25 protein-coding genes and 1 other RNA gene are annotated in these 22,432 nt (G+C 57.6%); 15 read left to right on the forward strand and 11 right to left on the reverse strand.

From position 1 onward, the window contains the following. Window positions 1–2 precede the first annotated feature (2 nt). Together K8B33_RS08505 and fba are read left to right on the forward strand one after the other, a co-directional pair. Window positions 3–1,163 carry a phosphoglycerate kinase gene (locus K8B33_RS08505; RefSeq protein WP_223425562.1) on the forward strand — a complete coding sequence of 387 codons (1,161 nt, stop codon included), beginning with the start codon at window positions 3–5 and terminating at the stop codon, window positions 1,161–1,163. Between the two features lie 104 nt (window positions 1,164–1,267). Further along, window positions 1,268–2,332, forward strand: a complete 1,065-nt coding sequence (gene fba, locus K8B33_RS08510; protein ID WP_223425563.1) for a class II fructose-bisphosphate aldolase — start codon at window positions 1,268–1,270, stop codon at window positions 2,330–2,332. 67 nt (window positions 2,333–2,399) lie between these two features. Here fba and K8B33_RS08515 read toward each other — a convergent pair whose 3' ends face one another. Further along, window positions 2,400–3,026, reverse strand: coding sequence for a flavin reductase family protein (locus tag K8B33_RS08515; RefSeq protein WP_223425564.1), 627 nt, complete (start codon window positions 3,024–3,026; stop codon window positions 2,400–2,402). 111 nt (window positions 3,027–3,137) lie between these two features. On the opposite strand from K8B33_RS08515, the gene K8B33_RS08520 reads away from it, so the two are divergent. The 8 genes from K8B33_RS08520 (at window position 3,138) to K8B33_RS08555 (ending at window position 10,029) form a co-directional block, all read left to right on the forward strand. Then, entirely contained in the window at window positions 3,138–4,127 is a 990-nt protein-coding gene (locus K8B33_RS08520) for an alpha/beta hydrolase (protein WP_223425565.1), read from the forward strand. A gap of 152 nt (window positions 4,128–4,279) precedes the next feature. Continuing rightward, window positions 4,280–4,660 (forward strand): hypothetical protein, encoded by a 381-nt coding sequence (locus K8B33_RS08525; protein WP_223425566.1) that lies wholly within the window; start codon window positions 4,280–4,282, stop codon window positions 4,658–4,660. Window positions 4,661–4,714: 54 nt separating this feature from the next. Further along, window positions 4,715–5,239 (forward strand): porin family protein, encoded by a 525-nt coding sequence (locus tag K8B33_RS08530; RefSeq protein ID WP_223425567.1) that lies wholly within the window; start codon window positions 4,715–4,717, stop codon window positions 5,237–5,239. A gap of 504 nt (window positions 5,240–5,743) precedes the next feature. Continuing rightward, window positions 5,744–6,874: a hypothetical protein gene (locus K8B33_RS08535; protein ID WP_223425569.1), complete on the forward strand. Its 1,131-nt coding sequence runs from the start codon at window positions 5,744–5,746 to the stop codon at window positions 6,872–6,874. 107 nt (window positions 6,875–6,981) lie between these two features. Then, a complete protein-coding gene (locus tag K8B33_RS08540) occupies window positions 6,982–7,416 on the forward strand; it encodes a GIY-YIG nuclease family protein (protein WP_223425571.1) in 435 nt (144 codons plus the stop codon). Beyond that, entirely contained in the window at window positions 7,413–7,841 is a 429-nt protein-coding gene (locus tag K8B33_RS08545; RefSeq protein ID WP_223425573.1) for a hypothetical protein, read from the forward strand. The genes K8B33_RS08540 and K8B33_RS08545 overlap by 4 nt, the downstream gene beginning before the upstream one ends. 148 nt (window positions 7,842–7,989) lie before the next feature. Beyond that, window positions 7,990–9,162: an HNH endonuclease gene (locus tag K8B33_RS08550; RefSeq protein ID WP_223425575.1), complete on the forward strand. Its 1,173-nt coding sequence runs from the start codon at window positions 7,990–7,992 to the stop codon at window positions 9,160–9,162. Between the two features lie 420 nt (window positions 9,163–9,582). After that, on the forward strand, window positions 9,583–10,029 hold the full coding sequence (locus K8B33_RS08555) for a hypothetical protein (RefSeq protein WP_223425577.1): 447 nt from the start codon (window positions 9,583–9,585) through the stop codon (window positions 10,027–10,029). Window positions 10,030–10,087: 58 nt separating this feature from the next. On the opposite strand, the gene K8B33_RS08560 is transcribed toward K8B33_RS08555, so the two are convergent. The 5 genes from K8B33_RS08560 to serA all read right to left on the reverse strand — a co-directional run bounded on the left by K8B33_RS08560 (window position 10,088) and on the right by serA (window position 15,183). Next, window positions 10,088–11,371 carry a penicillin-binding protein activator LpoB gene (locus tag K8B33_RS08560; RefSeq protein ID WP_223425578.1) on the reverse strand — a complete coding sequence of 428 codons (1,284 nt, stop codon included), beginning with the start codon at window positions 11,369–11,371 and terminating at the stop codon, window positions 10,088–10,090. A 38-nt stretch (window positions 11,372–11,409) separates the two neighbouring features. Next, the gene (gene lpoB / locus K8B33_RS08565; protein WP_223425579.1) at window positions 11,410–12,000 is read right to left on the reverse strand and encodes a penicillin-binding protein activator LpoB; all 591 of its coding nucleotides are present in this window, start codon (window positions 11,998–12,000) and stop codon (window positions 11,410–11,412) included. Window positions 12,001–12,047: 47 nt separating this feature from the next. Next, window positions 12,048–12,422: a YcfL family protein gene (locus tag K8B33_RS08570; RefSeq protein ID WP_223425580.1), complete on the reverse strand. Its 375-nt coding sequence runs from the start codon at window positions 12,420–12,422 to the stop codon at window positions 12,048–12,050. Beyond that, the gene (locus tag K8B33_RS08575) at window positions 12,419–13,792 is read right to left on the reverse strand and encodes a COG3014 family protein (protein ID WP_223425581.1); all 1,374 of its coding nucleotides are present in this window, start codon (window positions 13,790–13,792) and stop codon (window positions 12,419–12,421) included. The genes K8B33_RS08570 and K8B33_RS08575 overlap by 4 nt, the downstream gene beginning before the upstream one ends. A 161-nt stretch (window positions 13,793–13,953) precedes the next feature. After that, complete coding sequence (gene serA, locus K8B33_RS08580; RefSeq protein WP_223425583.1) at window positions 13,954–15,183, reverse strand: phosphoglycerate dehydrogenase; 1,230 nt, start codon at window positions 15,181–15,183, stop codon at window positions 13,954–13,956. A gap of 100 nt (window positions 15,184–15,283) precedes the next feature. Here serA and K8B33_RS08585 point away from each other — a divergent pair, with 100 nt between their 5' ends. After that, complete coding sequence (locus K8B33_RS08585; RefSeq protein WP_223425584.1) at window positions 15,284–16,669, forward strand: FAD-binding oxidoreductase; 1,386 nt, start codon at window positions 15,284–15,286, stop codon at window positions 16,667–16,669. Then, complete coding sequence (locus K8B33_RS08590) at window positions 16,666–17,328, forward strand: fumarylacetoacetate hydrolase family protein (RefSeq protein ID WP_223425585.1); 663 nt, start codon at window positions 16,666–16,668, stop codon at window positions 17,326–17,328. The genes K8B33_RS08585 and K8B33_RS08590 overlap by 4 nt, the downstream gene beginning before the upstream one ends. 26 nt (window positions 17,329–17,354) lie before the next feature. Here K8B33_RS08590 and rpiA read toward each other — a convergent pair whose 3' ends face one another. After that, window positions 17,355–18,008 (reverse strand): ribose-5-phosphate isomerase RpiA, encoded by a 654-nt coding sequence (gene rpiA / locus K8B33_RS08595; protein ID WP_223425586.1) that lies wholly within the window; start codon window positions 18,006–18,008, stop codon window positions 17,355–17,357. A gap of 168 nt (window positions 18,009–18,176) precedes the next feature. On the opposite strand from rpiA, the gene ilvA reads away from it, so the two are divergent. Together ilvA and K8B33_RS08605 are read left to right on the forward strand one after the other, a co-directional pair. Further along, a complete protein-coding gene (ilvA, locus tag K8B33_RS08600) occupies window positions 18,177–19,694 on the forward strand; it encodes a threonine ammonia-lyase, biosynthetic (RefSeq protein ID WP_223425587.1) in 1,518 nt (505 codons plus the stop codon). A 304-nt stretch (window positions 19,695–19,998) separates the two neighbouring features. Continuing rightward, window positions 19,999–20,151 carry a hypothetical protein gene (locus tag K8B33_RS08605; RefSeq protein ID WP_223425588.1) on the forward strand — a complete coding sequence of 51 codons (153 nt, stop codon included), beginning with the start codon at window positions 19,999–20,001 and terminating at the stop codon, window positions 20,149–20,151. 87 nt (window positions 20,152–20,238) lie between these two features. On the opposite strand, the gene K8B33_RS08610 is transcribed toward K8B33_RS08605, so the two are convergent. The 4 genes from K8B33_RS08610 to K8B33_RS08625 all read right to left on the reverse strand — a co-directional run bounded on the left by K8B33_RS08610 (window position 20,239) and on the right by K8B33_RS08625 (window position 21,687). Continuing rightward, the gene (locus K8B33_RS08610; RefSeq protein WP_223426081.1) at window positions 20,239–20,775 is read right to left on the reverse strand and encodes a 5-formyltetrahydrofolate cyclo-ligase; all 537 of its coding nucleotides are present in this window, start codon (window positions 20,773–20,775) and stop codon (window positions 20,239–20,241) included. Between the two features lie 106 nt (window positions 20,776–20,881). Further along, window positions 20,882–21,067, reverse strand: a non-coding RNA gene (ssrS, locus tag K8B33_RS08615) — 6S RNA. 84 nt (window positions 21,068–21,151) lie between these two features. Beyond that, a complete protein-coding gene (locus tag K8B33_RS08620; protein ID WP_223425590.1) occupies window positions 21,152–21,478 on the reverse strand; it encodes a cell division protein ZapA in 327 nt (108 codons plus the stop codon). Then, window positions 21,475–21,687, reverse strand: a complete 213-nt coding sequence (locus K8B33_RS08625) for a TIGR02449 family protein (protein WP_223425592.1) — start codon at window positions 21,685–21,687, stop codon at window positions 21,475–21,477. The genes K8B33_RS08620 and K8B33_RS08625 overlap by 4 nt, the downstream gene beginning before the upstream one ends. Window positions 21,688–21,831: 144 nt before the next feature. Between K8B33_RS08625 and K8B33_RS08630 the strand changes: the two genes are divergently transcribed. Next, window positions 21,832–22,425 carry a UPF0149 family protein gene (locus tag K8B33_RS08630; RefSeq protein ID WP_223425594.1) on the forward strand — a complete coding sequence of 198 codons (594 nt, stop codon included), beginning with the start codon at window positions 21,832–21,834 and terminating at the stop codon, window positions 22,423–22,425. Window positions 22,426–22,432: the final 7 nt, after the last annotated feature.

Here is a 22,432-nt window from a genome sequence, read left to right on the forward strand (position 1 = left end):
AGATGTCCATTTTGCGCATGACGGATCTGGATCTGAAGGGCAAGCGCGTGTTGATCCGCGAAGATCTCAATGTGCCGGTGAAAGACGGCAAGGTGACCAGCGATGCGCGCATTCGTGCCTCGCTGCCGACGATTCGCCATGCGCTGAATGCCGGCGCCCGGGTGATGGTGATGTCGCACCTGGGACGGCCGGACGAAGGCGTGTTCGACGAGGCTGCCTCACTGAAGCCGGTGGCCGAACATCTGGCCGGCCTGCTCGAGCGGGACGTGCCGCTGGTGCGCGACTGGCTGGACGGTGTTGATGTCGCCGAAGGCGCACTCGTGTTGTGCGAAAATGTGCGCTTCAACAAAGGCGAAAAGAAAGACGACGAAGCGCTGTCGAAAAAGATGGCCGCGCTGTGCGACATCTTTGTGATGGATGCCTTCGGCACCGCGCATCGCGCCCAGGCGTCTACCCACGGCGTGGCAAAGTTTGCGCCGGTGGCCTGCGCAGGCCCGTTGTTGGCCGCAGAGCTCGAAGCACTGGGCAAGGCCTTGAAAGACCCGGCCAAGCCGGTGGTGGCCATTGTCGGTGGCGCCAAGGTATCCACCAAGCTGGAAGTGCTGGAATCGCTGGCGGACAAGGTGGACCAGTTGATCGTTGGCGGCGGCATTGCCAACACCTTCCTGGCGGCAGCGGGCAAGCCCGTGGGCAAGTCCCTGTGCGAGCACGATCTGATCCCCGCCGCACAAAAGATCGCCGATAAAGTACATATCCCCTTGCCGGTGGACGTGGTGGTGGCGAAGTCTTTTTCCGCTGATGCCGAAGCTGTCACCAAAAGCGTGGATGATGTGGAAGACGACGACATGATCCTGGATGTCGGCCCGAAAACCGCCCATGTGTTTGCCGCATTGATGAAAGAAGCGCGCACTATCGTCTGGAACGGCCCGGTGGGCGTATTCGAGTTCGATCAGTTCGGTGGCGGAACACGGGAAATGGCCGAAGCCATTGCCGAGAGCGATGCCTTCTCCATCGCTGGCGGTGGCGACACCCTGGCCGCCGTGGACAAGTACGGCGTGACGGATCAGGTGTCCTATATTTCCACCGGCGGTGGCGCGTTCCTGGAATTTCTGGAGGGCAAGGTCTTGCCCGCCGTCGCGATTCTGGAACAGCGCAACAGCTGACAAACGTATAAGTCAGGCGTACAAGTCAGGCGAGCAAGTTAGACGAACAAGGTGGGCGGCGCCAAGATGGCCCGCCCTGACACGGTCAAGACAGGAGAGTATCCATGGCACTCATCAGCATGCGACAGTTGCTGGACCACGCCGCCGAATACGGCTACGGCGTCCCGGCCTTCAATGTGAATAATCTGGAGCAGATGCGCGCCATCATGGAGGCCGCAGATGAGACCGATTCCCCGGTGATCGTGCAAGCCTCTGCCGGTGCGCGTAAATACGCCGGTGCACCGTTCCTGCGCCACCTGATCCTCGCAGCGGTGGAAGAGTTTCCCCATATTCCCGTCGTGATGCACCAGGACCATGGCACCAGCCCGGCCGTGTGCCAGCGCTCTATCCAGCTTGGCTTCTCCTCCGTGATGATGGACGGCTCCCTGGGTGAAGACGGCAAGACGCCGATGGATTACGACTACAACGTGCGCGTTACCCAGACGGCTGTTGCCATGGCCCATGCCTGCGGCGTCTCGGTAGAGGGCGAGCTGGGTTGCCTGGGCTCACTGGAAACCGGCCAGGCGGGCGAAGAAGACGGCATCGGCGCAGAAGGCACCCTGGATCACAGCCAGATGCTGACCGACCCGGAAGAAGCCGCCGACTTCGTCAAGGCGACCGGCGTGGATGCCCTGGCGATTGCCATCGGCACCAGCCATGGCGCCTACAAATTTACCCGCCCACCGACTGGCGACATTCTGGATATCGGCCGCATCAAGGCGATCCATGCGCGCATCCCGGACACCCACCTTGTGATGCACGGCTCGTCTTCCGTACCGCAGGAATGGCTGAAAGTGATCAACGAATTCGGTGGCGAGATTGCCGAAACCTATGGCGTGCCGGTATCCGAAATTCAGGAAGGCATCCGCCACGGCGTGCGCAAAGTAAACATCGATACGGACCTGCGTCTGGCCAGCACCGGTGCCGTGCGCCGCTTCCTGGCCGAAAAGAAATCCGAATTCGATCCGCGCAAATTCCTGGCGGTGGCCACACAGGCCATGAAAGAAATCTGTATCGACCGCTACCAGGCCTTCGGCACGGCGGGCAACGCCAGCAAGATCAAGCCCCTGTCACTGGAAGTCATGTTCCAGCGGTACGAGAACGGCGAGCTGGCGCCCCGCGTCAAGTAACCCCGCTCGCATCAGGCAGCGCTGCCGCGCATAACATCAAATGGCGCGGCGGCGCTTTCCTGTATAGCTAGTCCTGAACGGATTGCCCCGGCTTGGCATACGGCAGGCGTGCAACACGCTGCGTGCGGTGATAGCTGTCCAGCCCGGACACGGCAACCGCCTCCAGCCCCTCGATGTCCACGTAACCGTCCTCCCCGACCTTCTCTGCATCGGTAAAGACCTCGGTGATTTCACCGATGATGATCACCGTGTCGTTCAGCGCCACCGGCACCAGCTCACGCAATACCAGCCCCAGCCTCAGACGGCTTTCTGCCACATAGGGTGCTTGCAGCGTGTCGCTGTACCAAGGCGTCAGGCCCACCGCATCGAATTCCGACACGTCCCGCGCATAACGCGCACTGCATTGGTGGGCCGCCGCGACCATGTCGGCATGCACCTGGTTGACGGTGAAGCAGCCCGTCGCTTCGATATTCTCGAGTGTGTGCCGATCGCTCACCGGCGGGCGGCTCACCAGCGCCAGCAGGGCCGGGTCGGCGCCGAGATGTACTGCAGAGCTGAACAGCGCCAGATTCTCGCGACCGTCGCTACTGCGCGTGCCGACCAGATTGGCACTCTTGTAGCCGCTGAGCGTATTCACGAAGTTGGTGCGGTAGCGCCGTGGCATCGTGTCCAGGTCGAAGGATGTGAGTGTCATGAGGGTGCGCCAGGCAGTGAGTTGGGGAGAGCGTGAAGGATGCGGCGTCATGAGCGTGTCATTGTGGCTGACAGACTCGCCGACGGTCGCGGTCGCGGGTATGCTCTGTGCATGACGAACGCCGCCGCCCCTGATGCTCCCCCTTTTGATGTCGATGCCATACACGGCAGTTGGCAACCGCTGGACTGGGCCACCCCCCAGGCGATCAGTGGAGAGGCCCTGCGCTATGCGCGCTACTACGGCATCGACTTCGCGGAGCCGTTTCCCGAGGTGCACCATGCCTTCGGCTACTTTGAGGCAGCCGAACACACCCTGGCGGTGCACACCTGGTTGCCACCCTCCGCACGCGGGACGGTGCTGGTCCTGCATGGCTACTTTGATCATGTCGGACTGTACCGGCATGTCATCGGGCATGTGCTGGGGCTGGGCTACGCCGTGGTCGCCTATGACCTGCCGGGTCATGGTCTGTCATCCGGCCCGAGAGCCGCCGTCGATGATTTTCAGGTGTATCAGCAGGTGCTGAAACAGTGTCTGGCGAACATGGGAGAGGGCTTCCCCGCGCCGCGGCACGCGATTGCCCAGAGCACCGGCGGCGCCATTGTGATGGACTATTTATTGCACCAGCAGGGCCAGCAGGATGATCTTGCGCCCGGCAGGGTAGACCTCGACAAGATCATCCTGCTGGCCCCGCTGGTGCGGCCGTTTGCCTGGCGCTCTGGCCGGTTGCTGCATGCGGTGGTCAGCCCGTTCACGGACTACGTGAAACGCGTATTCACCGTGAATTCCAATGATAAAGATTTTTTACATTTTCTCGAACACCTTGACCCTTTACAGCACCGCGCACTGTCTGCACGCTGGGTAACAGCATTGAAGAAGTGGATTCCGTTGTTCGAGCGGGCGTCGCCGGTGAAAGTGTCGCCGGTGGTGGTGCAAGGCGACATGGATGATACGGTGGACTGGCGCCACAACCTGAACATTATCGAAGACCTGTTCGACAAGCCGGAAATTCACATGATCAAGGGCGCGCGACATCAGCTGGCGAACGAGCATACGGATTGCCGGCAGCAGGTACTGCGCATTATCAGCAAGCATCTGGCCTGACGCATCGCCCTCAGGCAGCAACATGGAAACATACTTTTATGATGAGATGTGGCAGGGTAAAGAGAGACGTAGCAGGCAAGACAAGCACGACAAGGAAAGGCGCGGCACGTGAGCCCCTGCGACTTTTTGCCCTGTCAGCGTTGATGACCGCCATGCTCACCGGTACCGCAATCGCAGAGATGGCAACGCAACATGAAAACGCACCGAGCGCAGAACGACGCGAGGCTGCCCGTGACGCGGCCGATGCGCGCATTCGCGCCAGTGATGCCCGCGAGCATGCCCGCGAACGCGACAGAGAAAACCGCGACGCCGCGCAGCAACGCGCGGAAACGCAACGGGACCAGGCACAGCAGCGCATTGATGAAGCGCGCGAGCATGCCGAGCGGCAGCAAGAAGACACCCGCGAGCGAGCCGATGCAGCGCGACAAGCATCGGCGGATCGCCAAAGCACGCAGCGACAGGCAGCAAGAGATGCACACGCACAGGCCCGGGAACGCACCGGGCCGGTGCGCGACTACCCGCAGAGCGAATAAACACCTCTGCCACACACGTTTTGCAGTGTTCAACTGAGACCAGGGAGAAACAGGATGAAAAAGTGGATAGCAGCCATTGGCGCAACATCAGTCATGACCTTTGCCGGTGTGGCGCAGGCCCAACAGCAATTCGGCATGCAGCCGGAATTCTATTTCGGTGCCCAGTACAACTATGTGGAGGCCAAGGTCAGCGGCATCTCGAACCCGGATTTTGATGTACTCAGCGGCCGCCTGGGCGCGCAGCTGAACCCGTACATTTCCGGTGAGGCCCGTCTGGGCTTTGGTATCGGCGGCGACCGCATCGGCGGCACCAAGGTAGAGATCGATAACTATTACGGCTTCTACGCACGCGCCAGCCTGCCGAACCAGACCGCCTTCACGCCGTATCTGCTCGGCGGCTGGACGGATGCCCGAACCAAAACAGGCGGCACCAGCGAAAGCGCTGACGGCGGCAGCTACGGTGTAGGTGCCGACTTCAACCTGGACCCGTTCCTGGCGCTGAATCTCGAGTACGCCCGCCTGCTCGACAAAGATGTGGACCTGGACGCCATATCGCTGGGCTTTACCTTCAAGTTCTGAGCGTTATAGCGTTAACGAAGAAGCCCGCAGCAAGCGGGCTTTTTTGTGCCCGCCCGATCGCCTGACCGGGCGGGGTTGCCTTCACAAGCCCACCGGGGCAGTATCTGGCAAGGGTTACTGGCAAGCCGGACAAGCACCCAGCAGAGGTGCTGCCGCAACGCCTGCTTCAATACGCCGCAATACAGCAAGATGCTCGCCACTGCATGGAATGATGCGTGGTATGTCGGGTAGGGCGGTAGCGTGTCTGGGGTTCTGGTCCTGATTGTCTGCCGGGGGGCTGTATGATCCTGGGCTATGGTGGTTTGGACAGTGTTATTGGATTGGGAAAGAAGAGATCACGCGTATAGGCGATGGTCGATCCGTGCATTCCCCAAGACGTTGTTCTGTAATGACTTTCTACTGTTATACAAATAAGTATACTGTGATAGGCCGCGTGCGTCGTTATTGGATATGTGCGCCGGAGTCCTAATACTTGTTAAATCACTAAGTGAATAGAAACATCAGATGATCGTTGACATATACTCAGAAGACAAGGAAATCGTAGCAATATGCTCTGACTATTGGGCTTTGGGCGATGGCGGGCAGTTTGTGGCCACGGTAGCCGAGATAACGAATAAGTATGGAATTAATTCGGCCACCTTATTGAAAATCGTGTCAAATAACAGTTCGGCATTTTCTGAGGATATGGCCTGCCCTGTGTGTGGGGAGATGTATCAATTTAAGAATAGGTCTGATTGTAATACATTTATCCCAGTTCCGGGCTGGGTATGTGATACATGTGTTGCCGAACTAAAAGAAGCTCAAGAACAAGAATTTCGGGATAGGCTGAAAAGCGATTATGAGTCATGTGCCAATAAGAATATTGAAATTACAAGCTTGGGCTTTCGAGAGATTGCATATTTGCTTGCAGTTATTCGGCGCTCTGCTGCTGAAGACTTGTCATATATTCTGCCTCACGAAGAAAATCGTACCGCTACACTATCTCCGGAGTTTGAATTCGATATTGAAATATTAAGAAAGTTATATCGGGAAGGCTTAATAGCAATCAGTCCGCTGTCTGATTTAGATGCTTTTGAATTAAATAACGAAGGTGGTTTTACTTTTTACGTAACACGGGTGGCGTGGAATTTCGTGATGTTTGAGGACGCAAAGAGCCCGAGAAGCATCATCGAGAAAATAGAGGCACTGTTGGCAAGCGGAGATTACCGAGATGACCGGCATAATGAAATTGTAGAACTTGCACGCGAAATCTCACTGTTAGAGTGCCTAAGTTATTTAGAATATGTCGTTGCAGAGCATCAATTGTCGTTTACGGCTGGTGAAAAAACGAAAATTGTCTTGAATCAGGTCTTGGATAATTTTTCTGTGGCTCAGGCATACAATCTTATTTGGCGAGCCGCTAAGGACGCAGCAGCCTTTTATATGCGTAGCGGTGCAAATCGAAAGCATGCAGCCAATACGATCGTTGGAAATATCCAGCGTCAACTAGATCGCGCAGTTGCAAACAACTGGGAAGTTAATCCATTTCGCAGAAACTATGATAAACCACAATCAATCTTGAGTCAGGTGCTGTTTAATACATGCTTAAGAACAGATGATGGTGGTTTTTCGGAGCCTCTGTGGAAATTGATTTAACAAGCAGCTGCAGCTGACAGTAAAAAGCGTCGTTCGTACCTCGCTCTGTTTTTTGCTGCCGCTGGGCATGCTGTTAGTAAAATCAATTAATCATCAAAGGATGCAGTTTGAAAAAAAATTATCATGGCTCAAGTTCAGCCGCAATCGATAGTATTCACAGCGGAAAAATTGACTGGAGTCTTGGTGGGGGAGAGCTTGGCAAGGGCTTTTACACCACGCCAGATATTTGGGTTGCATCTAAAGCTTCTTGGAACTGCGACGACAAAGAAGAGGTATCTGTTGTGGAATTAGTGGTAAAAAACTTGGACTACCTTAAATTGCACCAAGAAGCATTTGACCTTCATTATGCTCAATTAGAGCGCGAAAAAATAAAGCGTATGCAAGGTAATGGTCCTCGTGATTATGTGTATGATTTCTTCGATATCATTCAATCTCCAATTGTTGGGAAGGGGAAGTACAATCGAAATCTGCAGCATAAGTGGCAATCTGACGCCGCTGAAGATTTGTTAAACTCAGATAAAGTGCAGAGAATCGTGAAATGAATTTAGTTTACGACTTCATCGAATTGTCGTTTCAGAAGTTAATTTTTCCGGTAGAACGACCTAAGCATACTACTAAATTTACAGCTTTCTTCTTAGAGTATGATGCTTACATTGATGATATTGATATTTTTGAGTTCCACGCTGTCCAAGACCGACAACTAGAGAGTCATACTCTTTTCCAGTTGCCACATAACTTATTTGTCGTGCATCACATTAAATACGGCTATATTTATTTCGGGGCAAGTTTGATTAGTGATGCATGTGAATATGTTGGCAAATCTAATAAAGTCTCAAAATCAAAGAAGTTTATTAGGCTATTCCCTCTAGACAATGATGGGCTTAACTTTTTATGTGAATTTAAAAACTTTTTCTTTGTAGGTTATGTAGATCGGAACATAGAGAAACCTTACGAAGAATTGTACTAACAAAGCGCTCAACCATCGGCCACTGCGTGGCCAGGAGTCTCTGGGGTCAGGTCTTCCATTTCCCACTTAAAGTTTTCATTTGGTAAATGAGAGGTCTGACCCCAATGATGATTCTGGTGCCCAAATACCTGTTAATTTGAATGGGAGAATGGATTTGGAACTCAGTTGTATCTACTGCTCGAACGAATCCTTCGAGCAAGGAAGAGGGTCAGAGGAGCATGCAATTCTGTCGTCACTGGGTGGAAGGAAGACATCTAAAAATGTATGTTGCGTGGGCTGTAATAACAGGCTTGGGAAAGAGATTGATGAAGATATGAGTGAATCGCTTAGCTTCTTTTCAACAATGCTAGATATTACGACGGGAAGAAGAAAGCGGGCTCCGACGCAAAAACTTTTCGGAGAACATGAAGGAAAGAAATTCGATATTCTTGCTGGTGGGAAGATTAAATTCTCAAAGAGCAATGTTGATATAAATGAGCAGGATGAAGGGGCGGAAATATCTATCAGTGCCAACTCTGAAGAAGAAGCGTTAAAGATCCTTTCCGAAGTATTAAAGAAATACGGAAAGTCTATTGACGATTTCAAAGACCTAGAGGCCAAATCCGTAAGATCATATATCCCGCGTGTTAGTGGATGCATTCAGATAGGGGGTGAAAAGCAGTTTAGGTCAGTAGCAAAGATGGCGCTAACCTATTTGGCAACATTTGTTTCTCCAGATAGACTAAGACTGCCGGAATTCCAATCTATTATTGGATACATAAATAAGGAAGGCGTTGAGAATAGTTTTGTAAGCTTTACAACGGAAGAGCCTCCCTCAGAAGTAGAGCCAATTTCGGAAATTAATCATCGCTTAATTGTTTCATCCTGCGATAGCTCAAAAAGAGTTGTAGCCATTTTAGAGATATACGGGAATATTAGGTTTTTCATCACCCTTACTGAAGACTGGAGCGGCCCTAGCACCAGCAAGGCTTACACAATCGACCCGGTAACACAGGAGTCCAGGGAAATCGAGGTGTCTGATGCCGAAAATATATTATGCCTTTCTCACGAGAATGGCGCTGATCAGGAAGCCTTAAGAACAGCAGTCGGGAACATTATTGAATCGTTCCAACAAAGACAAATGAGTGAGGAAATTTCTAAATTAGTAAATAAAGCAGTTGCCAATCATATTTCTGGAAAATATGAATCTATTACCAATAAAATGATCTCAAGCCTCGCCTCCGAGGTTGCATTGGAGTTCATTCGTATGATCCACAGAATTGACACGGAAGAAGTCATTGACCTGAAAAAACTTAACAAGCCAAATCAGTCAGATAAATAAAGCCCTGCGGGCCTTTATATTCTGTTGTTTGAAGCGTTGTAAGGTTTTATTGAAAATGCGCGCACTAAACTCCATCTGTAAAATGTACGGAAGCCTAAGCATGGAATTCTCTAACGACTCTTGCTTGGCTGATCGCGCTAACGGCTCTCGTTGCCAGGCGGCCTTGTACGGAATCCTTGATGGTGAGCTGTCCAAGTGTTCATATTACGGGGGAAGTGGCAGTGCTGGAGGCGCCAAATGTGAGGTCTGCCAAGGCTATGGGCAAGAGTACAAGCTAACATAAATCAGTGCCAGCATCTCTGGCCTCCGGTCTCCTTTTCTCACTTAAAGCTTCCCTTTGGGAAATGAGATGCTTGCCCTCTATGATATATTTACGGGCTGCGGGCGGCTTGAGTCAGTAAGTTTCTTTGGGAATTGCGTATGTCTGCCATGCAAAAGGCAATGTTGTTCGTATCGGTCAATGTGATTATTTTTCTTGTGATGTCGACGGTTTATCTTCGTATAGTCCATTATGACTATGAAGAAATGACAGGCGTGGCGTCTCATGCGTACTGCTCCGAACCCATTGGTAAAGGGACGAGAATTCTGAATTTTCATGTTGGCGAGACGGCGTTCAGTAGGGCGGTAGGGGGTAAGCTATGCGAAAAGATAGAGTCAGAGATGGTGGGGCGGAGGGTTTTGGTGAAGTATCGGAAAGAAAGAGAGGAATACGCTTATCACGTAGAATATGAAGGGGGCGGGCCAAGGCAGGCCACCCTTCATCAGATGGCGTTCACATCCAATGCTCTTGTGGCTGCATTGGGGCTGGCTATTAACATGGTGATGCTCGTAAAGATGTTTGCCAGGGGTAATCCCCCCGAAAAGTAAGTGTGCAGTGATGTTTACTGCCTGAAATCCCAACAAGGCTCGCAATGAGCCCTACCCCTCAATCCCACTGAATCGGCGCAGCCGAAGACCCCGGTGTCATCGGCCTGCCGCCGGTCGGCGCAGCTGTCAGCGTCGCCTTGCGTACTGTGGCGTCCGTGGTAACGGCCTCTGCCCTGCCCTCGATCAACTCCGCCACGGCATAATCCTGCTCCACCTGGGTGACGCGTAGCGTGGCCAGTGACGGGCTTTCAAGGCGGATGGTCTGCCCGGTATCCGGGTCCTGGAGTTCGCGGGTCAGGTTGTGCAGCGTCAGTAGCGTGCCGACTGCCAGCCGGCCGCTGCCCTGGCTCAGGTAGATCTGGCCGGCTTCGGCGGCCAGGACGCGCACCGGGTACAAGGTGTCTGTGACAGTGCCAGCGAGGTCCGTGGCCACATCCGGGAACAGGAATTCCGCAATGCGATCTTTTTCCTGTTCCGGATCAATATCGGCATCCCGCAGGCGGCGGCGTAACTCGCCCGGGGTTTGTCGGTAGGTAAAGGTGTCTGCGCGCAGGATTTCGCCGGTGGCGGTTTCAATCAGGCGGTAGTGGATGCGAATCACCGGTTCCAGCTGGTTGAAGTAGGTGCCGTAGTAGCTGCGATTCGGGCGGCCCAGCTGGAAGTCTCGGATTTCGCCGACCAGCATCAGGTCGGCGCCCATTTCGCGGCCCAGGCGGATCTGTTCTTCCGGCAGCAGGCTGCCGGCGGTGAGGCGCCGTTCCTGTTGCAGGTCGTTGCTGAAGTCGCGGTCCAGCACTCGGACGCGGCCACTTTGAGTGAGGCTGTTGACCAGCGCGGTGCGCAGTTGTGCGCGCACCTCTGCGGCGGGCGTATCGACGCCGAGGTTGAAGGTGCCCTCCCCGGTGCGGAAGCTGCCAATGGCGATGGCCGGCAGGTGGCGCCGGTCTTCGCCGACGGATTGAAACGTCAGGAGTTGCGCTTCGATGTCAGCCTGCCAGAGATGGTCTGTCAGTTGCTGTGTGTCGAGGACGCGATAGCTGCGGATGGCGGCCAGTGTGGGCAGGCGCGCCTCGGGTTCGCTGTATCGGCGGCCCGTGGCGATGCCCTGGCTGACCACCCATTCATGCACGCCGGTGCGGAAGTCCGGGTCCAGCGTGGCGACCACGCCCAGGCCCTGTCGCGCGGCCTCCACCAGGGCATTGGAGACCGCCTGCTGGGGTGAGTTGCCGTAGCCGCTGGCGTTGCGCGTAACAGTTTGCTCACCCGCCGGTGCCTGCTCGGCGAACCCCGGCTGCGACAGCAGCAGGGGTAGCAACAGGCATGCTTTCAGTGCAGCGCGCATGATCTGACTCCTGTGTTCTGGGCCCCGCATGAACGGTCTTAACGACCGAACAGGCTGCGGGACTGGGTCTTGCGAATTTCTCTTTCGCTGGACCATTCGATGATGCCGGTTTCCAGATTCATCATGTTCAGCGTGAACTTGTAGTAGACGTCCTTGGTGCGGTTATCCCGCTTGACGATGCTGGTCAACGCGCCATAGAGCATGAATTCGGCGCCGATCTGGCGGCCCATGCTGACGGCGGTGGCCGGGTCTACCATGCCGCTCTGGGTCTGGAAATCCATCTGCTGGCGCACGCGATCTACCACGGTCATGTCGACGAAGCGGAACTTGCCGGACTGGATCAGGCGTGTGCGGATGCTGTCGGTGACGGATTCGGTATCAATGTGTTCCACCGTGCGGTTCTGCACCCGGTCCACAAACACGACGGGGCGCCGGTCCAGGGTCAGTTGCACCACGGGGGGGAAGCTCATGAGGTCGTCCACCATGGAGGTGGCGATCATTTGCAGGTCGGTGGAGCCAAAATCAACGGTTACGGTTTCGGTGGCAGTCGCGTCGCCGTACTGAACCCGGGTGCAGCCGGTAATGGTCAGGGCCAGTACTACCAGCGCCAGTGTGAATACACGCGTCATCGCGTTCTCTCCTTGGTCAATGATCTCTGGAATGATTCCAGTACGATTTATTCTCTCACCCAGATTTCAAAGCGTACCGCCGAGGGATTCGGCGCGACGCCTTGCAGGCGCTCTTCACTGCGGCCTGCCAGCCTGCGGGGCTGCCAGGGTTCGCCATCCGGCGCGATCTCGAAGCCATTGCGATCATACCAGCGGAATTTGTACTGGTATGAGAGGGCAAAGGCCGAGCGATTGTGCACCAGCACCTGCGTGCGGATCAGGTCGCCGCTGTCGGCACGGTTGACTTCCAGCAGCGCCAGGCGGCCATCCAGGGACACGCTGTCGTAGCGCATGACAGCCTGATCTTCCGGCGGCAGGTCGCTGGTGGTAGCGCAGCCGGCCAGCAAGGCGGGCACAAGCAACAGCAAGGCAAGGTATTTCATGGTGTTTCCTCCAGGGCGGGCATGACGGTTATATGTAATCGCTGGCCCGTATCAATCACTCGGACCAGCGTGATGCCGCCGCGGGTAACGGGGATTTCTACGGTAGCACTGCCTCCTGTTCCCCACAATGTAAGAGCGTGGTCGCCAGGGGGAAGTTCCAGCCGTCCCAGTTGCGCATAGGCGGGCAGTGTCAGCCAGCTGCGCAAGTCGGCGGATTCGGATACCAGATTGTAGATCTGTGTGGCGAACGCGCCGAAAAGACCGAGGTCATCGTTGGCGCGTTTCTGTGCTTCATATTTGGCGGTGGCGCGCAGGGTCTGGCGGGCCAGCATGCCCGGCACGCCGTCTCGCAGTGCGCGTGCGGCCATGCCGCTGAGGGCGGCGGCGACTTCGGTGCGGGTCTCGATGGGCGCGTCGTTGTCGGCCGTGGCGGTGACGCGCAAGCTCGAGGGCGGTGTCTGGTGTGAGGAATAAGTCGGAAACGCCACGGCAAAATAGCCGTGAATGGTCGGAATGGGGAGGTTGATTTCTTCACGCGGGGGAATGAAGCCCTGCTCATAGGCAATCACCACCTGGCCCTGGTCGGTGACATAGCGGCGATTGCCGCGCGCTTCCACCCGGGCAATGTCGGCGGGCAGCAGTGACAGCGACGGGTTGACCTCCCAGGCCTTCTTGTAATCCACCAGCGCATTGTTGTAATCCCCGACGCCTTCACGGAATACGCCGGCCAGATAATACAGATAGGCGTTCTGGATGCTGGAGCGCACGTCAGCGGCGGCACGGTTGAGCCCTGCCAGTTCCTGTTCGAAGTCGCTGGGGGGCGCTACCGGTTCGCTGTCTTCGAGGGCGCGGCTGATGTCTCTTGCACGCCGCTCTTCTGCGACCTGTTGTTCGAGTGTGACGCGGCGGAACTCCACGGCGGCGGCTTCCAGATCGCCCAGCTGCCAGTAGTTCAGCGCCTGCATGCCGTGCACCATGATGCGCTCGTGCTCCTGCCCCCGATAGGGCAGCGCGTTGTCATTGACCATTAATGCGCCGACGCCGCCGCCGGCGCTGCTGGCGCGCACCACAGCCTGTTGATCCTGCGCATCGTAAAGTGCAATGACCTCGGCGAAATCCGCCTGGCTGCGCTCAATATCGCCAGCGATCTGTGCCACGCGGGCACGCTCCTGCAGGTACAGCAGCTTGTCGGCACTGCGGGTGCGGCGGTCAAGGTGGCGCAGGGCGCGCTCCGGTTCCTCGCTGCTGAGGTCGCCCTTCCAGTGTGCGGCCTGTTGCGGATAGGGATTGAACAGAGAGCTGGTGGCGCAGCCCGACAGCAGGGTCACCAGGAGCAGAAGCAGTGCCTGATACGGGACGGGACTGGGCATTGGCGGTCAGGTTCACCGAAGAGAATGATTATAAGAACGCTCAAGGTAGCGTTATGTGGCGCGCGTGTCGAGGCCGACACTGAGGAACAAAAAAGGACGCCCTCGGGCGTCCTTTCTGGTGTGGGCTGGTGTGGGCCCTGTTGTGATGAGATGTGATCAGATCAGAACAGCACACGGGTACGGATGGTGCCAGCAATGCTGCGCAGCTTTTCCAGCGCGAGCTGGCTGTAATCCGCGTCAACATCAATCACCACGTAACCGATTTCCTCATTGGTCTGCAGGAACTGGGCGGCGATGTTGATGCCGTTATCCGAGAACACCTGGTTGATCTGGCTGAGCACGCCGGGCACGTTCTTGTGAATATGCAGCAGGCGGTGCATGCCGGGATGCGATGGCAGGGCCACTTCCGGAAAATTCACGGCGGACAGGGTGGAGCCGTTGTCCGAGTAGCGCACCAGCTTCTCGGCCACTTCAGCGCCGATATTCTCCTGAGCTTCCTGGGTGGAGCCGCCAACGTGTGGTGTGAGGATCACATTGTCGAACTCGCGCAGGGGGGACACGAACTCGTCATCGTTGGATTTGGGCTCTTCCGGGAAGACGTCAATGGCGGCACCCAGCAGGTGGCCGTCACGCAGCGCTGCACTGAGGGCGTCGATGTCCACCACTTTGCCCCGCGCTGCGTTGATCAGGTAGCTCTTGGGCTTCATGGCCCGGATCTGCTCTTCTTTCATCATCCAGCGGGTGCCAGCCGTGTCCGGCACATGCAGGCTGACCACGTCGCTCAGGCCCAGCAGCTCGTTGAGGCTGGTGACTTGTGTGGCGTTGCCCAGTGGCAGCTTGGTCACCACGTCGTAGAAGTAGACCTTCATGCCCAGGGATTCTGCCAGCACGCTGACCTGCGCGCCGATATTGCCGTAGCCGACGATGCCGAGCTTCTTGCCGCGCACTTCGTAGCTGTCTTTGGCCGATTTCAGCCAGCCGCCGCGATGGCAGGAGGCGTTGCGCTCCGGGATGCCGCGCATCAGCATGATGGTCTGCCCGATGACGAGCTCGGCCACAGACCGGGTGTTGGAATACGGCGCATTGAAGACCGGGATGCCCCGGCGCAGGGCGGCGCTCAGGTCGACCTGGTTGGTGCCGATGCAGAAGCAGCCCACCGCCATGAGCTTGTCAGCCGCCTCGAACACCTCTTCGGTGAGCTGCGTGCGTGAGCGAATACCGACGATGTGGGCGTCCTGCACCTTGTTCTTCAGGTCGTCCCCGGTGAGGGCGCCTTTCAGAAGCTCGATATTGCTATAGCCGCTGTTACGCAGGTTCTCCACGGCGGAATCGTGGATTCCTTCCAGCAAAAGAACGCGGATCTTGTCCTTTTCGAGAGACTTTCTGGCCATGGATGCATCCCGGTAAGCGTTGAAATGGGCGCGTATGGTACCATAGCGCGCCCGGAGAAATACCCTCCATCTGCCCGCGTGTGCCCGGAGAGATCGACCCATGAATCATAGCGCTGTTGCTGACCTGTTCCGTCCCCTGCTGGGAGACAATCGCTGCCTGAGCGATACCGATAGCTGCCAGCGCTACGGTACCGACTGGACCAAGGTCTGGGCGCCGGCGCCCAGCGTGGTGCTGCTGCCGGAAACGGTGGAAGAAGTGCAGCAGATCGTGCGCCTGGCCAATGAGCACGGTATCGCCCTGGTGCCCTCCGGCGGCCGTACCGGGCTGTCTGCCGGGGCCGTGGCGGCCCATGGCGAGGCGGTGATTGCCTTTGACCGGATGAACAAGGTGCTCAGCTTTGATGCGTTCGACCGGGCGGTCACCGTACAGCCGGGTGTCATTACCCAGCAGTTGCAGGAATACGCCGAGGCCCAGGGCCTGTTCTACCCGGTGGATTTCGCGTCCGCCGGTTCCAGCCAGATCGGCGGCAATATCGGCACCAATGCGGGCGGCATCAAGGTGATTCGCTATGGCATGACCCGTGACTGGATCACCGGCCTCAAGGTCGTGACTGGCAAGGGCGACCTGCTGGATCTCAACAAGGGGCTGATCAAGAACGCCACCGGCTATGACTTCCGGCATCTGTTTATTGGCTCCGAAGGCACGCTGGGTCTGGTGGTGGAGGCGACGGTCAAGCTGGCGCGTCAGCCGAAGGATCTCACGGCGTTTGTGCTGGGCGCGCCGGGGTTCAGCGAGGTGATGCAGGTGCTGCATGCGTTCCAGCAGCAGATCGACCTGACCGCCTTCGAGTTCTTTTCCGACAAGGCTATGCAGCATGTGCTCGCGCACGGTGTGCCCCGCCCTTTCGACACCGATGCGCCCTTCTACTGTCTGCTGGAATTCGAGCAGCTGTCCGAGGCGACCGCCGATGCGGCGATGGCAATTTTCGAACACTGCGTCGAACAGGGCTGGGTGCTGGATGGTGTCATGAGCCAGTCATTGCAGCAGCTTGAGCAGCTCTGGCAATTGCGCGAGCGCATCTCGGAAAGTATTGCGCCGCACACGCCCTACAAGAACGATATTTCCGTGACCGTCAGCAAAGTGCCCGCGTTTGTCGAAGAGGTGGATGCGGTGGTGCAGGAAGCGTATCCGGATTTCGAGATTGTCTGGTTCGGGCATATTGGCGACGGCAACATGCACCTGAATATTCTCAAGCCTGCGGCGCTGGCTAAAGAAGAATTCTTTGCCCGCTGCAACAATGTATCGAAGTGGGTGTTCGAAATCGTGCAGAAATATAACGGTTCGATTTCTGCCGAGCACGGTGTTGGCATGACCAAGAAGCCGTATCTCGAATACTCTCGCTCCCCGGAAGAAATTGCTTATATGCAGGCCATGAAACAGATCTTCGACCCCAACGGCATCATGAACCCCGGCAAACTGATATGACCTACGCACACAAGTGGATCGACGGTTCGCCGATTGATCTTCCCGCGGGAAAAGTGGTCTGCGTCGGGCGTAACTACGCCGAGCATGCCAGCGAACTGGGCAATGCGGTGCCGACAGAGCCAGTGCTGTTCATGAAGCCGGCCACGGCGCTGTGCCATCTCGATGGACCGTTGCATATCCCTGCCGATCGCGGCGCGGTACACCATGAAGTGGAAATGGTGGTGTTGATTGGTGCACCGCTGCGCAACGCCGATGTCGAAGAGGCGAAAACGGCGGTCATGGCCTACGGTGTCGGTCTGGATCTGACGTTGCGTGATGTGCAGGACGAGTTGAAAGCGCAGCGGCTGCCGTGGGAAAAAGCCAAGGCCTTTGACGGGTCGGCGCCGGTGTCCGGGTTGATTGAGGCGCGGGGTGTGTCCACCCGGCAGAATCTGGATGTGCTGCTGGAAGTGAATGACGCGGTGCGCCAGTACGGCCATACCGGGCAGATGTTGTTTCCGTTATTTCCGCTGGTGGCGGAAATCAGCCGGCACTTCACCTTGCTGCCCGGGGACCTGGTCTTTACCGGCACGCCGAAGGGCGTCGGCCCGCTGCACGCGGGTGATCGCCTGGCCGCCCGGTTGGGCAATTTCCTGATGGTGCGCACCGAGGTGCTTTGATCTTCTGCGGGCAAGCTGCAGAAGGATCAGAATTTTTCGATGCCCTGGCTGCTGGCGAGCAAAACGATATTGGCGGGGCGGCGGGCAAACAGGCCGTTGGTCACAACGCCGACAATATTGTTGATCTCTTCTTCCAGCTTGATTGGCCGCATGATGTCCAGGCCGTGCACGTCCAGAATGATGTTGCCGTTATCGGTGACGAACCCCTCTCGGTACTTGGGTCGCCCGCCAAGGGCGGTCAGTCGCCGGGCCACATACGAGCGGGCCATGGGGATCACCTCCACCGGCAACGGGAAGGCGCCAAGGCGTTTCACCCGTTTGCTCTCGTCCACCACGCAGATGAACTGCTCGGCCACGGCGGCGACGATTTTCTCTCGCGTCAGTGCGCCGCCGCCGCCCTTGACCATCTCGCGGTGCGCGGTGACTTCGTCAGCGCCATCGACATAGACCGGGATTTCATTCACGTCGTTCAGGGAAAAGACCTCGATGCCATGGCCTCGGAGGCGCTCGGCGCTGGCCTCGGAGCTGGCCACGGCGCCGCGAATGCTGTCCTTCATCCGCGCCAGGCCATCGATGAAATAGTTGGCGGTACTGCCCGTGCCTACGCCGACAATGGTGCCGGCTTCGATATAAGTCAGTGCGGCTTCCGCTGCGGCTTGTTTCTGGGCGTCCTGATCCATGAGAGAGACTCGGCAGTGATTGGGTGTTTATTGTAGGCCAGCCATACGACGGCTGCGAGGGGCATGGTTGAGAGGGGCGCCGCCTGTGCTATGCGTGCCGGGCCCCGCGCCTGTACAATCACGCCTGATATCCACTTTCCTGCTTGCTACTCAACCCGGGTTCACGCCATGCCGGACCGCTACGTCAAGAAAATACTGCAGGCCCGCGTCTATGACGTGGCCATCGAAAGTCCGTTGCATGACGTGGCGCTGATGTCCGGCCGTCTGAACAACCGGGTGCTGCTCAAGCGTGAAGATCTGCAGCCGGTGTTTTCGTTCAAGCTGCGCGGGGCCTACAACAAGATTGCCGGGCTGTCCGAAGAACAGCAGCAGCGCGGCGTGATCTGCGCCTCAGCGGGCAACCATGCCCAGGGCGTAGCACTGGCCGCCGGTTACCTGGGCCTCAAGGCCATCATCGTCATGCCCCGCACGACGCCGGATATCAAGGTGCGCTCCGTGCGCGAGCGTGGCGGCAAGGTGGTGCTGCATGGCGACAGCTTTGATGAGGCGCTGGAGCATGCCCTGATCCTGCAGGAGCGTGACGGCCTGACCTTCGTGCATCCCTACGACGATCCGGACGTGATTGCCGGCCAGGGCACGGTGGGCATGGAAATCCTGCGTCAGCATACCGGGCCCATTGATGCCATATTCCTGCCCGTGGGCGGTGGCGGTCTCGCCGCCGGTGTCGCGGCCTATATCAAATACCTGCGCCCGGAGATCCGCATCGTTGCGGTGGAGCCTGAGGATGCCGCCTGCCTGAAGGCCGCCATGGAGAAACAGCGCCGGGTGGTATTGCAGGAGGTGGGCCTGTTCGCCGATGGCGTGGCAGTGAAACAGGTCGGCAAGGAAACCTTCCGCGTGCTGCGCCGTTGTGTCGATGAGGTGATAACGGCCAACACCGATGAGATCTGCGCTGCGGTGAAGGATATCTTCGAAGATACCCGCTCGATTGCCGAGCCGGCGGGGGCGCTCGCCCTGGCGGGCCTGAAAAACTGGGTGGCCCAGCACGGCGTTGAAGGCAAGACGCTGGTGGCCATCCACAGTGGTGCCAACGTCAATTTTGATCGCCTGCGGCACATTGCCGAGCGTGCCGAGGTCGGTGAGCAGCGCGAGGCCATTCTGGCGGTCACGATTCCCGAGCGCCCCGGCAGCTTCCGGCAGTTCTGCCAGACACTGGGGCGGCGTGGTATCACCGAGTTCAATTACCGATATCGCGATGCGGCGGCGGCCACCATATTTGTCGGTGTGCAGATGCGGCCGGGGTCAGACGATCTGGCCACGCTGGTTCAGGCGCTGGAAGAAAAGGACTATCCGGTGGTGGACATGACCGGCAACGAAATGGCCAAGGTGCATATCCGTCATATGGTGGGCGGTCATGCTTCCGTGCCGGATGTGGAAGAGCTGTTGTTCCGGGTGCAATTCCCGGAGCGCCCGGGCGCCTTGCTGAAGTTTCTGAGTGCGCTGGGTGGCCGCTGGAACATCAGCCTGTTCCATTATCGCAATCATGGCGCGGCCTACGGGCGAGTGCTGGTCGGGTTCCAGGTGCCGGTGGGCGCTGAGGCTCGCCTGCGCCGCGACCTGCGGGATGTGCCCTACCCGATGACCGAAGAAACCGACAATCCCGCCTTTCAGCTGTTTCTTAGCTGACCATGCGTACAGTTGGCGCCGTAACATGATGTCGAATGTTAGAGAATTGTTCTAACTCCTTGACTTTGGCCTCCGAATTGTTCATTTTTTGAACCGGTTCCGGTTATGCATGTCATGATTCGGTAATCTTACTGACCCCGGCGTGCAGGCCGGAATGCTGATGTTTGGCATGGATGTCTTGGTACTGCTTTTGCAGTGTCGTTTTTTGCAGTCTGATTGAGCCCATAGCATTGGGCACGAATGAGACTGGTTACCCAATTGGCTGTTTTATGAGCGAATACAAGGCGCGGGGAAGCCTGAGAAGATGAACAAGAAAAAACCTGATGCACTGGTCATTCTGGCGATCATTTTCGGCCTGGGCGTACTCGTGAGTACCCTGACCTATGGCGGCAATGAAAGTCGTCACGATCAGATGGCGGTAAGCGCGGGCGTGAAAAGCCCGGGCATGAATCGCTGACGCGACCTGTTTGCAGATTCTGACTCATTTCAATTGAACCGATGACCCGGGCGGGTGTCGGCGCTGTCGCGTGCCGCGCGTTTACTGTCAGGCGTCGGTAATCACCGCATCCACGGGTATGTCCCAGTCGGCAGCGTCCAGCTGTGGCACCTGCTGGAAGTGATGGGCTACGCCTATCAGGCGCGGCCGCCGTGGCCGCCGCGCCAGATCTGCCAGCGTACGATCGTAGAACCCCCCACCCATCCCCAGGCGGTTACCCGCGTTGTCGAACGCCACCAGTGGCAACAGAATCACGTCCAGTGTCCAGGCGGGCACGGGGCGTTGCGGTATGGGCGGTTCGTCAATGCGGAAGCGGTTGCGGACCAGGCGCATGCCGGGGCGCCAATGGGCGAATAGCAGGCTGCCACGTCCCAGCGGCGCCAATATCGGCAGGAAGGCATGGCGATGCTGCCACTGACTGCGCTGAAACAGCAGGCCGGGGTCTATTTCACCATCGGCGGGCAAATAGCGGGCGATGCGCCGGGCATGGCGTATGGCGGGATGGGTGGCGAGGTTGCGGGCCAGGTTTCGAGCGGCTTGGCGTTGCATGCCGGGTGTCAGGGCGCGCCGTCGCTGTCGCATCATCTGACGTAGTGGGCGGCGATGTGTCAGCACGTATCGGGTGCCTCGCACGGTGATGAGCAATTTGCGTCAGGCATTCTTGCGCAAAGAAGAGCAAAAAGAAGAAATAGTGTTCCCCGGTCGTGCCGCTGCCGGCTTAGCCCTTGAACCCTGCGGCTCAAGGTGGTGGCGTCAGGCTTGCCTTCAGGCTTTCCGCTCGATCACGGACATGCGCACGGGCCCGCCAGTATTCGCCCCCGGTATATAAAACATCGGCTCAGGGACATCGCCTGGCTGGCAAACACACCAGGGAACACAAGAGAGAGTATAGCAGTTGAGGTGATGCTGCCGCGAGCGACTGTAGCCAGAGAATCGGGATCAAAGTCATCCCGCTATAGGCTTATAGAGAGTGCGGGGTGTTCATTGCCGCACGATGCGTCTGCTGTGCGCTGATCTCCGCATCCACCTTGTTCAGCAGGCGTTCGAGCCGATCACTGGAAGGCGCGCTTTCCAGGGCGGTGGAGGTTTGCAGCAGTTCGTGCGCGAGGTTGATCGCGGTCATGACCGCAATACGCTCCAATCCGATGACATTGGCATCACGCACTTCACGCATCTGCTTGTCCAGATAGCGTGCGGCGCGCAGCAGGTTGTCACGCTCACCGGCGGGGCAGGCGACCCGGTACTCCTTGTCGAGCAGGTGTACGACCACGGAATCTGACTCGTTCATGATTCCTGCTCCAGGGATTTCAGTCGGGAGATAATCGCTTCCACCTTGGCTTTGGCCGCATCGTTTTTCTTCAACAGTTGCGCACGCTCTTCCAGCAAACGGGTTTCGCGCGAATGCAGAGTCTGGTTTTCCTCACGCAGCCGGGCGCTGATGCTCACCAGCTCTTCTACGCGGGCTTCCAGTTGCCGAAGTTGATCTTCCGATTTCATGGGCGATTGCGCACTGTTATCCTATGGAGTACCCCCGCCTGTACTATAGAGACGGCCCCGCAGGGGGTCAACGCGGTTGCACTGCTTCCGAGACACCACCCAACGGGCCGGGTTCACCCGGGTTTGCCCACACAGGATGACATAATGACTCAACGCACGGCCGACTATTTCGAGCCTCTTGCCGACGCACTGGCCAGTGCCGGTGTTCGCCACAGCCCCACGGAGCTGCATGGCGTTATCTGTGGATTGCTGAGTACCGGTGCCGGTGGCCAGGACGCGGAGTTGCTGGGCATGCTGGCGGCGCATAGCGAACTGGTCGGGCAATGGCCAGCGGAAGCGGCAAAGGGCTTTGTGGCACTGCGTGATCTGGCGGCATCCGGCTATGCCGGTGAGACGCTGGAGCTGGCACTGTTGCTGCCGGACGATGATGAGGAGCTGGGCGTGCGGGTTGCCGCACTGGCCCAGTGGTGCGAGGGCTTTCTGGTGGGCTTCGGCACCGGCAGCGCTGGCGTGCGAGACAGTGACCTGGCGCCGGGGCTGCAGGAGGCCTTGTCCGATCTGGCGGCGGTGAGTCAGGCTGAGCTGCCGGAAGAGAACAGCCCGGAAGAGGAAGCCATGTTCGAGCAGATAGCCGAGCATTGTCGCATGGCGGCGCTGATGATCTTTACCGAAATCGTCATGGTCGGCAGAAAGACGCCCGCCGGAGAAGGGGCGGATACGCCGCCAGTACGCCACTGATCAGCAT

The organism is Alcanivorax limicola, assembly GCF_019931215.1.
GTDB lineage: Bacteria > Pseudomonadota > Gammaproteobacteria > Pseudomonadales > Alcanivoracaceae > Isoalcanivorax > Isoalcanivorax limicola.

Coding starts and splice junctions, on each gene's coding strand:
- K8B33_RS08505 (WP_223425562.1), top strand. CDS start 3: ATGTCCATTTTGCGCATGACGGATCTGGATCTGAAGGGCAAGCGCGTG.
- fba (WP_223425563.1), top strand. CDS start 1,268: ATGGCACTCATCAGCATGCGACAGTTGCTGGACCACGCCGCCGAATAC.
- K8B33_RS08515 (WP_223425564.1), bottom strand. CDS start 3,026: ATGACACTCACATCCTTCGACCTGGACACGATGCCACGGCGCTACCGC.
- K8B33_RS08520 (WP_223425565.1), top strand. CDS start 3,138: ATGACGAACGCCGCCGCCCCTGATGCTCCCCCTTTTGATGTCGATGCC.
- K8B33_RS08525 (WP_223425566.1), top strand. CDS start 4,280: ATGCTCACCGGTACCGCAATCGCAGAGATGGCAACGCAACATGAAAAC.
- K8B33_RS08530 (WP_223425567.1), top strand. CDS start 4,715: ATGAAAAAGTGGATAGCAGCCATTGGCGCAACATCAGTCATGACCTTT.
- K8B33_RS08535 (WP_223425569.1), top strand. CDS start 5,744: ATGATCGTTGACATATACTCAGAAGACAAGGAAATCGTAGCAATATGC.
- K8B33_RS08545 (WP_223425573.1), top strand. CDS start 7,413: ATGAATTTAGTTTACGACTTCATCGAATTGTCGTTTCAGAAGTTAATT.
- K8B33_RS08550 (WP_223425575.1), top strand. CDS start 7,990: ATGGATTTGGAACTCAGTTGTATCTACTGCTCGAACGAATCCTTCGAG.
- K8B33_RS08555 (WP_223425577.1), top strand. CDS start 9,583: ATGTCTGCCATGCAAAAGGCAATGTTGTTCGTATCGGTCAATGTGATT.
- K8B33_RS08560 (WP_223425578.1), bottom strand. CDS start 11,371: ATGCGCGCTGCACTGAAAGCATGCCTGTTGCTACCCCTGCTGCTGTCG.
- lpoB (WP_223425579.1), bottom strand. CDS start 12,000: ATGACGCGTGTATTCACACTGGCGCTGGTAGTACTGGCCCTGACCATT.
- K8B33_RS08570 (WP_223425580.1), bottom strand. CDS start 12,422: ATGAAATACCTTGCCTTGCTGTTGCTTGTGCCCGCCTTGCTGGCCGGC.
- K8B33_RS08575 (WP_223425581.1), bottom strand. CDS start 13,792: ATGCCCAGTCCCGTCCCGTATCAGGCACTGCTTCTGCTCCTGGTGACC.
- serA (WP_223425583.1), bottom strand. CDS start 15,183: ATGGCCAGAAAGTCTCTCGAAAAGGACAAGATCCGCGTTCTTTTGCTG.
- K8B33_RS08585 (WP_223425584.1), top strand. CDS start 15,284: ATGAATCATAGCGCTGTTGCTGACCTGTTCCGTCCCCTGCTGGGAGAC.
- K8B33_RS08590 (WP_223425585.1), top strand. CDS start 16,666: ATGACCTACGCACACAAGTGGATCGACGGTTCGCCGATTGATCTTCCC.
- rpiA (WP_223425586.1), bottom strand. CDS start 18,008: ATGGATCAGGACGCCCAGAAACAAGCCGCAGCGGAAGCCGCACTGACT.
- ilvA (WP_223425587.1), top strand. CDS start 18,177: ATGCCGGACCGCTACGTCAAGAAAATACTGCAGGCCCGCGTCTATGAC.
- K8B33_RS08605 (WP_223425588.1), top strand. CDS start 19,999: ATGAACAAGAAAAAACCTGATGCACTGGTCATTCTGGCGATCATTTTC.
- K8B33_RS08610 (WP_223426081.1), bottom strand. CDS start 20,775: ATGATGCGACAGCGACGGCGCGCCCTGACACCCGGCATGCAACGCCAA.
- K8B33_RS08620 (WP_223425590.1), bottom strand. CDS start 21,478: ATGAACGAGTCAGATTCCGTGGTCGTACACCTGCTCGACAAGGAGTAC.
- K8B33_RS08625 (WP_223425592.1), bottom strand. CDS start 21,687: ATGAAATCGGAAGATCAACTTCGGCAACTGGAAGCCCGCGTAGAAGAG.
- K8B33_RS08630 (WP_223425594.1), top strand. CDS start 21,832: ATGACTCAACGCACGGCCGACTATTTCGAGCCTCTTGCCGACGCACTG.